The organism is Ruegeria sp. N11 (assembly GCF_056531525.1).
In genome coordinates this window covers 1-13,606 of sequence record NZ_JBQFLX010000036.1, presented here as the reverse complement: position 1 = coordinate 13,606, position 13,606 = coordinate 1, and the positions used below count along the sequence as shown (strand labels likewise).

11 protein-coding genes are annotated in these 13,606 nt (G+C 52.3%); all 11 read right to left on the bottom strand.

Annotated elements, in window-relative coordinates:
* Positions 1 to 308 precede the first annotated feature (308 nt).
* The 11 genes from ACR0J8_RS23100 to ACR0J8_RS23050 all read right to left on the bottom strand — a co-directional run bounded on the left by ACR0J8_RS23100 (position 309) and on the right by ACR0J8_RS23050 (position 13,425).
* On the bottom strand, positions 309 to 1,622 hold the full coding sequence (locus ACR0J8_RS23100) for a TRAP transporter large permease (protein ID WP_480527632.1): 1,314 nt from the start codon (positions 1,620 to 1,622) through the stop codon (positions 309 to 311).
* A complete protein-coding gene (locus tag ACR0J8_RS23095) occupies positions 1,619 to 2,128 on the bottom strand; it encodes a TRAP transporter small permease (RefSeq protein ID WP_170498579.1) in 510 nt (169 codons plus the stop codon). The genes ACR0J8_RS23100 and ACR0J8_RS23095 overlap by 4 nt, the downstream gene beginning before the upstream one ends.
* A gap of 58 nt (positions 2,129 to 2,186) precedes the next feature.
* Positions 2,187 to 3,200, bottom strand: coding sequence for a TRAP transporter substrate-binding protein (locus ACR0J8_RS23090; RefSeq protein ID WP_480527630.1), 1,014 nt, complete (start codon positions 3,198 to 3,200; stop codon positions 2,187 to 2,189).
* Positions 3,201 to 3,255: 55 nt separating this feature from the next.
* Complete coding sequence (locus tag ACR0J8_RS23085) at positions 3,256 to 4,062, bottom strand: DNA-binding transcriptional regulator (RefSeq protein ID WP_480527628.1); 807 nt, start codon at positions 4,060 to 4,062, stop codon at positions 3,256 to 3,258.
* 32 nt (positions 4,063 to 4,094) lie between these two features.
* Entirely contained in the window at positions 4,095 to 5,075 is a 981-nt protein-coding gene (locus tag ACR0J8_RS23080) for a fumarylacetoacetate hydrolase family protein (RefSeq protein WP_480527626.1), read from the bottom strand.
* Entirely contained in the window at positions 5,056 to 6,543 is a 1,488-nt protein-coding gene (mhpA, locus tag ACR0J8_RS23075) for a bifunctional 3-(3-hydroxy-phenyl)propionate/3-hydroxycinnamic acid hydroxylase MhpA (protein WP_480527624.1), read from the bottom strand. Before mhpA ends, ACR0J8_RS23080 begins: the two co-directional genes overlap by 20 nt.
* A gap of 3 nt (positions 6,544 to 6,546) precedes the next feature.
* Positions 6,547 to 7,587 carry a VOC family protein gene (locus ACR0J8_RS23070; protein ID WP_480527622.1) on the bottom strand — a complete coding sequence of 347 codons (1,041 nt, stop codon included), beginning with the start codon at positions 7,585 to 7,587 and terminating at the stop codon, positions 6,547 to 6,549.
* Between the two features lie 448 nt (positions 7,588 to 8,035).
* Positions 8,036 to 9,583 carry an adenylate/guanylate cyclase domain-containing protein gene (locus ACR0J8_RS23065; protein ID WP_480892583.1) on the bottom strand — a complete coding sequence of 516 codons (1,548 nt, stop codon included), beginning with the start codon at positions 9,581 to 9,583 and terminating at the stop codon, positions 8,036 to 8,038.
* Positions 9,584 to 9,589: 6 nt separating this feature from the next.
* Positions 9,590 to 9,955 carry a response regulator gene (locus ACR0J8_RS23060; protein ID WP_480527618.1) on the bottom strand — a complete coding sequence of 122 codons (366 nt, stop codon included), beginning with the start codon at positions 9,953 to 9,955 and terminating at the stop codon, positions 9,590 to 9,592.
* 18 nt (positions 9,956 to 9,973) lie between these two features.
* Positions 9,974 to 12,679: a response regulator gene (locus tag ACR0J8_RS23055; protein WP_480892580.1), complete on the bottom strand. Its 2,706-nt coding sequence runs from the start codon at positions 12,677 to 12,679 to the stop codon at positions 9,974 to 9,976.
* The gene (locus tag ACR0J8_RS23050) at positions 12,676 to 13,425 is read right to left on the bottom strand and encodes a Tll0287-like domain-containing protein (RefSeq protein ID WP_480527615.1); all 750 of its coding nucleotides are present in this window, start codon (positions 13,423 to 13,425) and stop codon (positions 12,676 to 12,678) included. Before ACR0J8_RS23050 ends, ACR0J8_RS23055 begins: the two co-directional genes overlap by 4 nt.
* Between the last annotated feature and the right edge of the window lie 181 nt (positions 13,426 to 13,606).

Here is a 13,606-nt window from a genome sequence, read left to right as displayed (position 1 = left end):
GCAACCCGCTACGACAGGTGCCCGAAGGTCTTCCTGTCAGCAATCGCCCTTGCAGCACTCGTTATCTATTGGCTATGAGTCCTGACCCTAGAAGCGCCCGTATGGCAGATACAAGTTGACGTTTCGAATAACAGAATCGAAATAGGTTCTATCAGCCAATGCAGACATTCGCGCAGCCGCAGCGAACGAACGTTTTGGTCCCCAAAATTGGTCGTTAATGGCAAGTACGGCGGATGACCGCATTGAGCCCAAAGTGGACGACTTGAAAAGGCAGTTTCACACTCAGAAGCAAGCCACTAGGGGTGGGCCTACATCGAATTTGGTAGAAAAAGTACAAGCCAAGGAAAAAAGACGATTATCAGGAGTCGAAGGATATCTACTGCCCAGAATGGGGTGACTCCTCTGAAAATTGTAGATGTGGAGACATCCTTAACAACACCCTTTAGCACAAACACATTCAAACCGACTGGCGGGGTGATCAGGCTGATCTCGGTGACAACGACGACGACAATACCAAACCAAACTGGGTCAAATCCGAGGCTGGTCACAACCGGAAAGAAAATTGGTACCGTAAGCAAAAGCATCGACAGGCTTTCAAAGACGCATCCGAGAAGAACGTAGACCAGCAGGATCAACACAATGACCAGAATGGGTGACAAACCTTGAGATAGAACGAAGTTACTGAGCGCTTCAGGTAACCCGGCGAGATTGACGAAGTTCGAAAAGATCCACGCTCCGATCAAAACCGCAAACAGAGTCGCTGCAGTTTGCACAGTTTCAATCAAAACCTGCATGGCCGATGAAAAACTCAAGGTCCGTCGAGATAGGGCGATAAAGAAAGCGCCAGCAGCCCCCATTCCCGCGGCTTCTGTCGGAGAAAACGTTATATAGAAGGGCCAGACATCCAACACACCATAGAGCCCGCCAATCACCAGGAAGAACAGCAGGAGCACCGCCCAGATATCCTTGAGCGACAAAAGCCGCTCTCTCCAAGAAACCCTTTCACCCGCCGGTCCAGCATTCGGGTCTCGGACCACCGAAAACCGGACGGCCACCAGATATAGCAGAACGCCCAGAAACCCCGGCAAAACGCCGGCGATAAACAGCTTTCCGATGCTTGTTTCTGTCAACAGGCCATAGATGACAAGGATTACCGAGGGCGGTATCAGGATGCCTAAGGTGCCGCCCGCCGCGATTGAGGCCGTCGCCAAACTGTCTGAATACTTGTATTTTCGCATCTCAGGCATGGCGACCTTCGACATTGTCGCGGCTGTGGCGAGTGAAGAACCGCAGATAGCAGAGAACCCTGCGCAAGCCACGATCGTCGCCATAGCCAATCCACCGCGCATATGGCCGAGAAATGCGTAGGACGCGCGATATAGCTCTTTGGAAAGGCCACCTTTGTTCACAAAGAGGCCCATCAGGATAAAAAGAGGTACCACCGACAAACCATAATCCTGAGCCGTGTCGATTATCAGTCGGCCCACCATCGAGATAGCCGCGCGAAACCCGCGTAACTCCATAAATCCAAGAAAGCCAATGAGCCCCATGGCAATTGCAATGGGCATGCGCAAGAAAACGAGTACTAAGACCGCCCCCAGCCCCAATAACGACAAAGTCATTCGGAGGCCTCGTTTTTGAGGAACAGGCGCACAACACTACGCGCCAGAAAGGCAATTGAGGTAAGACCAACAAAGATCGCGATAAACCATCCGACATAAAACTGTGGTAGCTTCAGGTACTCTGTAACGTCGCCATATTGACGTGACCGTTCCGCAAGTTCCCAAACCCGAATTGCCGGCCATATCAGAACGATCCCGCATATCGCATCAATCAGGCTGTCACGCACCAGGGCCATTCGTGCGCTGAAGAAAGGGTCAAGCAAGTCCACGACGATGTTCTCACCTTTCCATGACACCAGAGGTAAGGCAGAAAATACGATGACTGCCATAAAAAGCCGGGTCAGTTCGGTCGCACTTTCAATTGGATTGTCCAAAGCGCTCCGCAAAATTACGTCCAGGAACGTCATGCACATCAATACGAATAAAGTGCCCGCTGCGATCCATGTCGGCAAATGAATAGCAACGTACCAAGGATTACGCAGCCTCTGTTTCTGAATGTAAGCCATGCCTGCCTCGCAAAACTGCGGTCCCTTTGCTTGGGCCCGCAGAATCTCTTTTTTGAGTTCAGTTGCCCGACATCTGCTTGGCAATGAAGGCTTGCACTGCAACTGCGTCGATTCCCTTGTCAGACACCTCGGCAAGAACGTTTTCGATTATCGGGCCTGTCATTTCGTTCCAGGCTGCGACGTCAGCTTCGCTGGCTTCCGTCCAGGAATTGCCCTCATTGCCGTCAATGGTTTCGATGCCGATCCGGTCAATCTCGTCCCACATGCGCCCGGCCACCTGAGAAAGCGCTTCGCCTGCTATTGTATCCAAAGCAGCACGATCTTCGTCTGACAGGCTGTCGTATTTGTCCTGATTCATCACGATTGCAAACGAGCCGCGATAGAACCCACCGGGCACAGAATAACTGTGCGGGGCAACCTCAAACAGCTTGAAGCCCGCGCGGGCCTCCATCGGCATCATGACACCATCGGCTGCCTTGGATGCCAATGTTTCATAAACTTTCGGTGCTGGTACCCGGATACCGGTAGCACCGAGCGCTGCGCCCACGTCACCTGAAACCCCGCCTCCAAGCCGCAGCTTCATGCCAGATATATCATCCAGCGATGTCACCTTGGTTTCGGAATGCAGGATGCCGGGACCGTGGGTCATCATTGCAAGAACCTTTACCCCGTCATGCTCGTTTGCCGTGGCAAGATACTCTTCATATGCACGCCAATAGGCCACCGATGCGGCCTCGGCATTGCCTTCGTAGCCAGGCAGTTCGATCATTTTGGATGCCACAAAGCGCCCGGGATTGTAGCCGTGAAAAATCCACGTGACATCGGCCACCCCGTCTAGAATAAGGTCGAACTGCGCTGGCGGCGCCCCCAATCCGTATTTCACCTCTGCGCTCACACGACCATCTGAGGCCTCTTCGAGCATTTTAGTAAATTCAGGCCAGAGCTTGGCGTTCATGCCATGCGTTGGCGGCGCCCATGATGAGATTGTAAGAACAGTATCCTCAGCCCAAGCTGCGCCTGCCGTCAACGAAATTCCAATGGTCAGCACCGTTGATCTGATGAGATGTTTCATGATTCCTCCCAGTTTTTCTTAAACCTACCGCTTCCGTGGAATTGCTTACTGTGTTTTAGATCTTTTTGTCCGCTTGGTGGACAGGTGTGCCTTGCGCCATTTGCGCAGCTATCTGCTGGGCCAAGTCCTTCATTGGGCCGGCATAACGGTTTATTGCTTCTGTCATTGAAAACGCACTGGCGATCCAAATGATGGATAGGCATCCAAGGACACGATCCTCACAGATGATTGGAACCGCCAAACTTGATGTGTCGGGTCGAAAAGTGCGTGGACTACGCGTCGCGTATCCTTGTTTGCGGTATTGAACGAGGCGAGAGGCAATCCAGCTTTCCAGCAAAAATCGCTCGTCTTCGGGGTCGTTATTGTTGCGCAGCAGGTCAAGAATGATGCTTCTTTCCTTGTCTTGCAAGAAGGCCAGAAAAGCTCGCCCAGCCGAAGACCTGAGTATCGGTAAGGATAGTCCGGCCATGTTCCGATCAATCGAGAACAAACTGCGCCAATGCGTGGTTTCTTCGATGACCATGTGCATATCTCGGTAAACCGAAAGATCGAGCGGCCATGAATGTAAGTCGGTGAAATCTGCAAGGCCCGGGCTTGCGACACGGCACAAGTCCGAGTGAGCAGCATAGTTGCCGCCCAGACCGGAAGCACGAGGTGATACTCTAACCCGGGAGTCGGATGCCGACATTAGAATGTACCCTGCTTCCTCCAGAGTGTGGAGCAACCGATAGACCGTTGGTCTCGGCACGCCAATCGCAGCAGCGATTTCGGCAGGCTTAGCCGAACCCTGAATGTTCACGAACCGTAACAAGTCCAGACCGCGTAACAAGGCACGAACGCTGGGTTGGTTATCTGCCGCCATCCTTATCCTTCAAACTGTCCTGTTAAACATTCTCAGGTGGCGACGACCTTTTGGTCAATAGCACCGAAAATGGACTGGCCAGATGGATCGTGCATCTCGAAGCGGACTGTATCCCCAGGCTCCATAAATCGTGTCTCTGCCTTACCATTGGCGATGGTTTCGATCATCCGCTTTTCGGCAAGGCAGGACGATCCGACACATTCATGATCGGTGTTCGACACCGTACCCGATCCAATGATGGTGCCTGCGCGCAATTCTCTGGTCTTTGCGGCATGTGCAATCAACTGTGCGAAATCAAAATTCAGATCGATACCAGCGGGAACCTTGCCAAAGGATTTACCGTTGTACACAGTTTCGAGCGGCAGGGTAACTTTTGCTCCGGTCCAGTATTCACCCAATTCATCCGGAGTGACGCAAACAGGCGAAAACGCACTCGCAGGTTTTGACTGATAAAAGCCAAAGCCCTTGGCCAGTTCAGGTTTCATAACATTGCGCAACGAGACATCATTGCACAGCATGATCAGTTTGATGTGGCCAGCCGCCGCCTTGGCAGAACATCCGATAGGCACGTCATCGGTAACCACGGCAATCTCGCCCTCAAAGTCCAGTCCCCAGTCCACGTCAATGCAGGGAATGTCATCGGTCGGTGCCAGAAAATAGTCGCCGCCCCCCTGATACATCAGAGGATCGGTCTCGGCTCCGGGGGGCATGTCAGCACCGCGGGCTTTGCGTACCAAGCGCATATGGCTGAGATATGCACTTCCGTCAGCCCATTGATACGATCTCGGCAACGGACTGGCCAATTGGTCCGCGTCATAGGCCATAGTCTCGATCTCATTTTGTTCGACCAAGTCTGAGATCTTTTTCAGCGCGCTGGCCGAACTTTCCCAGGTTTCGATCGCTTGCTGCAACGTTTGCGCAACTGATGCCGCAGATGCCATTCTGGTAAGGTCTTTTGACACGACGACAAGTGATCCATCACGACCACCGGATTTAAGTGATGCCAGTTTCATATCTATCTTTCGTTTTTTTCGGCTTAAAAAGGGACAGGGCTTGTTCTGGAAGTTCCAGGAGGGTTTCCGCGACAGCCGCGACGTACCGGTCGGGTCGCACCCAGACGGCGTTTGTTCCAATATCTGAGAGCACGGCGTCCAGCTGGGGGTGATCACGCGCATTAAGTGCGACAGCATCATCGCTGCATTCCGGCATTGAGGCGCGGCTGACAAGAAGGTGCTTGTGTCCAACAGCATCGTCCAGCAGCTGTCCGTCGGTATCAAGGTGCACTTGGGGAAAGGGACGCCCGACATAAGGGTTGTTTGTCTGCACCTGCAACAGTGCGCTCTGACCAAGCTTGGGCGCAATAGATCGCATGGCACCTGAACGCGAACTGTCTGCAAGTTGCAGGGCACTTTCCCGATCAAGCGAGTTGATCAGGCCGCCCAGACGAACCGCAGTTTCAACATAGCTGCGCGCGTGGGGCTGTCGTTCATCCTGATAGCTGTCAAAGAGCATCTCTTCATCGCCGCCATTGAGTGCTTTGACGAGCTTCCAAGCCAAATTCGCGGCGTCTCGAATACCGGTGCACATTCCTTGGCCCATGAAGGGTGGCGTCAGGTGGGCGGCATCTCCGGCAATCAGAACCGGTCCCTTTCGCCAGATTTTCGCGACCTGTGAACGGAACGTATAGACAGCACTGCGCTCAATCTCGGCGTCGTCAGGCGTAATCCACCGCGATAGCAGATCCCAGAGACTCGAATGTTCCATTATTTCGGCGTCGGTTTCACCGTCCAAAGCCATGATTTCCCAGCGGCGGCGAATACCGGGGGCCCGGCAATAAGTCATCGGTCGGTCTGGGTCGCAGAATTGAATGGAATGATCGCCAAGCTCTGGCATTGGATGTTTGAGACGCAAATCGACAACCAGCCAGCGTTCTTCAAACCCCAGATCTTCCATTTCGCTGCCGATCCAGCGACGCACGGACGAATTGGCCCCGTCGCAGCCAACAACGTATCGAGCTTCAATGGTGGACTTGCAGTCGTTTGTCTTATCCAGTGCGGTTAACTCTACGCCATTCCCTGTGGGTTCAAGATTTACTACGTTGTGAAGTTCCAGCGTGGTGGCCGTCGGGGAACGCGCCAGTTCGGCTCTCAACAGCGTTTCGAGATCAGGCTGATGCAATCTGTAGCTTGCGTGCCACCCATGTTTCGTAACGTTCTGCGGTCTTGGCCAGTCCAGCAGCAACTCATTGTTTTCATCGACGAACTTCATGCCCGGGTTGATGTGCACCAGCTTAAAAAGCGCGTCAGCTATCCCGACGGTCTGGAAAACGCGCATCACTTCGTCATCGAAGTGCACGGCGCGGGGCAGATGGTACATCTGGCCTTCGCGATCCAGAACCACAACCGAAACACCGCTTTTGGTCAGGAGGTTGGCAAGTGTCGCGCCGGTAGGACCAAACCCGATAATCGCAACGTCATACATCGTTCAGACCTCGGGGACTTGTCCGTAGAGCCACGGGCAATTCACAACGTTAGGTGCCCGATGCCCCGCGGCTGCGGTTGCCAATCGCTTATCCCGAAAGGCGGCGCGTTCCTGTTCGTTCAGGTACAGCCGTTCGTGGCCCCAAAAGCTGGGCCCGACATTTGTTTCACATGCCTCCCAGGTGGATGGGTCGATGATCCTCCCGCCCCAACCGCTTTCCACGAAAAAGCCCGACGGCGTATGGGCATAAAAGCTTGTCATGTAATCATTTGTGTGCCGCCCTAATGTGTAAGCGATTTCGGCAAGACCAATTTGCGCCAGGTCATATCCCTGGCCCACGTCGTCCAAATTGTCGTACTCCACCATAAAGTGATGAAACCCTGCCTGCCCTGACCCAACGATAGCAAAGCTGTGATGCCGGCCATTGACATGAAAGAAGTAGAGAGGAATTGGCTTCAAGCCGTAGTCGCTCAAATGAAAGCCAAGAACGTCGCGATAGAATGGCACAAGCGCTTCGGCGTCGGACACATGTAAAACAGCGTGCCCCATGCCATATGGGCCGGTCTTGAAACCCTCAATTGGTCGACCCGGGATAAAGGGATCTGTTGTTTTCTCCGGCTTCCAGACGAACTCAAGACGATTCCCGGCAGGATCGACACATGTAGTGATTTCCGTCACATAGCGGCGATCGGCCAGTCCGCGATCCCCTGGGGTCACATTGTGCCCCGCCGCCTCCAGTTTGGTGGCAAGCCTTTCCAGGTCAGACTTCTCGCCAACCTCCCATCCGATGTAGGCCAGAGTATCGCCGGGCTCGTCTGATATGATTAACCGCTGGCGCTGATCATCCATCCGAAACGCCGTATTGCGACCCCCGTGATCCAAAACCTGCATGCCCAGCATATTGCCGGCGAACTGCCGCCAATCGTCTGACTTGTTGGAACGAATACCGATGTAGCTTAGCGCGGTGATCATACTAATCTTCTCCCGAAGATATTGCTTCCCCAATTCACGGTAATAAGCATGCCACAAAATACTTTTGTCCATCAGATGGACAGGAGGGACAGCAATGTTCCGCCTGGCTGGCTCCTTTAATTTGGATGCTCGTCTTAGACTACCAATAAACTACAGCTCAGAAGAAGCGAACCGTGCTCTGTCGTAGTGCAGCAATGCTCTACTAACTTGGAGCGAATATCGCTGACGGCCGCCGCAATTAGAGATGGATAATTTATTTTCCCGAGGCCCAAAAAAGTTCGAACGCCTTCGGCGATTAAGTTCCCATCAATTCACCCGAAGCATACGGCAGCTTTGTCCGCATAGCGGTCGCTCGCGATATGCAGGCGAATGCCTGCACCGAGCCCAATGCGGACATAGCCAGGTTCTGAAACTCGGTCATGCGCTTTTCCAGCGCAAATTGAGTTGAAGCGCCAAGTCCCATATCAATGCATCTATCAAACGGCCGATTTGACCAATGTGCAAAGCCTCATCTCGTACGTTAAGCTACGAAGTAGGATGTTATCTCGCCCACCCCCTTCACAAAATGAGTTTGCGGTTCCGCTTTGGGCAAATGGTCACCCAGCGCGTCCTTGGTTTGGGCTGAGATGTGGATGTGACCCGACCTGCCTGTAGCTTCGAGGCGGCTGGCAAGGTTCACTGTTTCACCCCAAACATCATAAATTGATCGTTTTCGCCCGATCAGTCCAGCAATGACAGGCCCGGTATGGATGCCTATGCGGATTTGCAGGCCCGCACTACTAATTGCGCTGTCAGACATCGTCCCGAGGATATCTCGCGCAAAGTTTACAGCCGCATGGGCATGGTCCTCCCGATGTAGAGGGATACCCGATGCCGCCATGTAAGCATCACCAATCGTCTTGATTTTCTCGATTCCGTGATGGGTGGCCAGGTCGTCAAAAGCAGTAAACAAATTTGACAGCTCGAGGATTAAATCGCCAGCGTCCATGCGGGCCACTAGCGGTGTAAACTCTACGATATCAGCAAAAATTATGGTGGCGCCGGCGAAACGATCAGCGATGTTTGTCTCGCCATTGTTTAGTCGTTTTATGACCGGCGCGGGCAGCATCGAATGTAGCAGCGTGTCGGCCCTGTCACGTTCGTATTTGATCTCATTCGTGTATGCTAATTCCTTTGCGCGCCAGCGACTGCGTTCCATACAGGCATCGACGCGTGCGTGCAGCAACACTGGGTCGATAGGTTTTGGCAAATAGTCTTCAGCGCCTACACTGATGCATTTGGCGATTGCGTCCGTCTCGTTAAGGCCCGAAACCATGACCACGGGTATTTCCCGCCAGGACGGGTCTTCTTTCATTCTTTCCAGGACTTCGATTCCATTCACCTCTGGCATAAGAATATCCAACAGAACAAGGTCGAACCCTTCGCGTTTCAGTGACACGTAAGTTTCCCTGGCTGACCCGACCGACCGCACGCTGTGTCCTTGGCGCTCCAGCAGCCGGGTCAGGATTTCGCGATTGGCCGCCTCGTCATCAATAACCAAGATATGGCCAGTCAAGACTTCGCGATTGACATCCTGGATCGTAAGGCTGCGTTCAAGGCCAGCTGCCATTTCCTCGTCCCTGTTGCAGTCCTCCGCGTTATTCTGATTGTCTGAACCATCGATGGTGCTGTCTATCTGAAGTGCCAGCTTACGAGCCTCATTCAGGATCGCGTTTATGTCCCTGCAAGCGGAAGGCTCGAGATCAACCTCGAAATCATCCAAGACCATTTCTGAATAGCCAATTATTGCATTGATCGGCGAGCGCAAATCATGCCTTAATTTCGCCTGAGCGTCTTTGTCGGTGGAAACTTGGTGCACTCCTTTACCCAAAACTTCGACCATCTGAACAAGGTTACTGGCAGCGACACCGATCTTCTGAAGATCGTCCAGCGCGGCATGTGGCCCAGTTCTGCGTACTTCCTCGATCAAAAGGCCATGAAATCCTACAATCGCCTCCGACGGACCCTTGAGGTTCTGGGAAATGCGGGTGGCTAGTGCCAACTTATCCTTTCGGTTCTTTGAAACCATGCCGTGCTACCTGTCCAGTAGTTTCTCGATGATTTCCAGCAACCCAGGTAGTTCAATAGGTTTGGTATAGAAATCATCGCAACCCGCATCCATGGCTTTGTCGCGATCACTTTGCATCGCATGGGCCGTCAAAGCGACAACTGGGATAGCTTGGGTGTCTGGGTTTGCTTTTATCTGTCTTGTCGCCTCCCACCCATCGATTACAGGCAGGCTCATGTCCATCAAAATTAGATCCGGTTTGTCCGACAGAGCCTGCTCAACGCCTGCCTGACCATCGCGAGCGGACACGGTTTGGTAGCCCTTTCTCTGCAGCCGGCGCGACAGCATGTCGAGGTTCATATCGTTGTCTTCTACAATAAGTATCTTCGCCATCACCTTAAACTTTCTGACCTATGAATAATCTTGTAGTTGGCGCTTTAGTGCAGCAAGTAGATCGCCTCGACCCGTATCGCCTTTGCGAATGACTTCCCCTGAATGGGCCTTTAGCCAATCCAGTTCGTCCCGCGAAAGGTCCTTGGACGTTGCTACGATCACCGGCAAATCTGCGAGTCCATCGGTGGCGCGAACTGTTTTAAGAACATCGAAACCATCCACATTTGGCATCATGATGTCTAAAACCATCAGTGTTGGCCTTTGAGATTTTAATTGGCTAAGTGCACCCTTACCGTCGGCCGCTTCTCGCACTGTCCAGCCATTCCGCGTCAATATACGGCGAAACAGGTTTCGTGTAGACATATCGTCGTCAACGATCAGAACGTCCTTGTTGCGTCCAGAGGCGATTGCGTCAAGCGTTGCGACAAGCCGTGCTGGATCAATCGGTTTAATCAGGTGTTCTATCGCTCCAAAGGCGAGGCCCATGTCGCGATCCGCAACAATCGTGGCAAGTACAACCGGTATCTCGCACAGCTTTGGGTCTGCTTTGAGTTCCTTCAACATCGACCAACCGTCGCGTTCAGGCATAATAACATCTAGTATTATGACGTCGGGCCTTTGCTTGCGCGCAATTTCTATGCCAGCCATTGCGTTCGGTGCTATCAAAACACTGTATCCTTCCTCACGCACGATTTGAGCAACTGCGTTCCTTGCGTCTTCTTCGTCATCCACTATCAGCACACGGCCCAAAGCAATTTCGGTGGACGCTTCACTATAATCGTTAACCAAAGCGGAAACAGCTTCGTAACGTGCGGGGATTTCGAAAGAAAAAGTTGATCCAACACCCTCTTCGCTACTAACTTTAATGTTTCCGCCCATCATGCGGGTAAATTCCTGCGCAATAGCGAGGCCGAGCCCAGTGCCTCCGAAATTTCGTGTGGTAGACTGATCAGCTTGGACGAATGCCTGAAAAAGCTTGTCGCGTTGTTCCGGAGTCATTCCGATACCTTCATCTCGCACCGAAAATCGAAAAAAATCCGTACCGTTTTTCTGAAGTTTAGAGACGATAAGCTCAATACTGCCACTTTCGGTGAACTTTGCAGCGTTGGACAAAAGGTTGAAGAGGTTTTGTCGAAGCTTGGTTTTATCGGTTTCGATCTCGTCAGTGTCATCCAGATCAATTGAGAGAACCAGTTCGTTGCTATTCTTGCTCACCAGTGGCACGATCGTCGAGGCAACTTCGTCCAATAATGGCCTAAGCGCAAAGCGTTCTGGGTACATATCCATCTTGCCCGCTTCAATCTTGGACAGGTCCAGAACGTCATTGATAAGCGACAGCAGGTGCCGCCCAGATGCCATGATCTTTTCCAGATCGTCGGTAGCTGTCTCGAAACCCATTTCCTGCGCATCTTCTGACAACATTTCGCTATAGCCGATGATTGCGTTCAATGGAGTGCGCAACTCGTGACTCATGGAAGCCAAGAACTGGCTTTTTGCTGAGCTGGCGGCGATCGCCTGCGCGTTGGCTTCTTCAAGTTGTTCCTGTTTAGACTTTAGATCAGATATGTCGCTATAGATAGCGACCGTACCCCCGTCGGGCGTCTTGCGTTTCGACACCTGAATCCAGGCGCCGCCCAATAGAACTTCCTGGCGATACCCATCAGGTCTGTGATGTCGTGCAAGCCGCTCGCTAATCCATTCTTCGTCAGGTATATCGTTAGTTTCAACTGATTTTCGCTCTAATTGCAGCCGCAAAATGCTTTCCAACCGCGTGCCGGGCACAAGAACGTCTTCCACATGTGTGAAAATGCGGCGGAACCGATCATTGAAGAGTATGAGTTGGTCTTCGTTGTCAAACAGCGCAAATCCATCTGGAATTGTTTCAATTGCTGTCAGAATGGTATTGCGCTGCGCACGCGCCTCCTCTTCTAATTCGCGTCGTTTGTCCTGACTGTCTCGCAGCGCCCTCAGCGCCTGGGACATCCGGCCTAGCTCATCAGGGCCTTCAGGCGGTAGCGCAACATCGCGTTCACCGCGGATCAGGCCTGAAATCGCGATGTTGATTGCATGCAGTGGTACAACGATCGACCTCAGAGCACGCCATGTAAGAAGCGCTCCCAAAATCACAATTACAATACATGCGATGATCGCTCGGTTCATCGCAGCCCTGGCGGCGACAGTTGCTTCATTTCTGGTTTGATCAGCGCGTTCAGACAGGTCTTCTACCAATTGTGTCAACGTTTTGTCGACTTCGTCGCTTGCGACACGGGCCTGAGCGAGCAATTTGTTTCCCAGCACCCTGTTCCCATCGGTGTAGGCATCGGCGGCACGCATAGAAGTTTCGTGATAGGAATTTGCCTGCTCTTGTACAGAAGCTGCAGATTCGGGTGCAAAAGCCGCGAGTTGTTCGAGGCTGCCGTTGAGCTTCGCACTCGACTCATTGGCGCGCCGTTCCGACAGGGTCAGTAAGCTTACAGAAAGGTCCGTCAACCAGTACCTCATTTCCCCAAAATGACGGTCTGCCTGGCCTGCAACTTCCAGTCGGTGAAACTCAGTATTTGCATCTTGTATTCGGGCCTTGTTGCGCGCCAAGTCGTAGACCATCACGATGGTGCTAACAACCAAAGCGGCCAACAATAACGCGGACAATGATCCGATGCGTACCGGAATAGTGTTTTTGGACACCCATCCCCAACTATCGTTCGCGCCGGATTTTTGTTTCATTTAAAAAGCGTTATGCTAATTGCGCCGGCAAGATCACCAAGTTGCCCACCTTCTTTGGGAAAACCGGTCACGTCAGTTTCACCTGCTGGCGATCCGTGGCAAGAAAGGCAAGATTCAGAATAATATTCCGGGATCAACATTCGAAATGCGAGTGTTCCGGAAGCGTCAGTTTCTTCGAAAAATGGTTGCCCCGCGACCCAGGAAGAGTTCTTGAACTTTTCCTCGATAACCGAGTTTTCCCAAGTGTCAGGACGGGCCATGCGATTGCGCACAAGTTCCGAAGGCGCCGTTACCTTGACCGTGGCAGATGTACCGATTTCATCCGCGAACTGTTCATTTACCAATCGAGCAAAAACCGCTGGAATAAATCCTTTGAACGCCACTCCCTCTGCGTTTATTAACTCTTGGTTTGCGTCGATTACCGTGACCATAGCGTTCAGCTGCGTTTCCGTCAGTTTACGCTCCAATGGGTCCAGTCCGTCATGTAGCGGGAGTTCTCCATTGGCTGCCACGTACGCTTCAATTACTTTCTCATAAAATACGTCGCCGGAAAGGCCTTTGTCAGTAATATCTGGATCGTTGATCAATTCCTGGCTGTTCGAAACCACGCTTCTGCCGGCCCTTAAAACTGCCGCTAATCGGTTGCCTGTTTCAACTTGTTCTGCGGTTTGCGCTGCAACTCCATCTGAACTAACAGGATAGAATAAACTTATAATGACTGCTGTTCTAATTATTGGGTTTTTCAATGGAGCAACGCCTCCGCGCAAAGTCGAGTGCAATGACAATACGCTACAGTAGCAAAAATTCTTTAAACTGTCTTAGGAATTTGGTTCGACTAGGGTCAGGACTCATAACCAATAAATGACGGTTGCGGCGAGGGCGATGGCGGAGAGGAAGACCTTCGGGCATCTGTCGTATCTGGTCGCC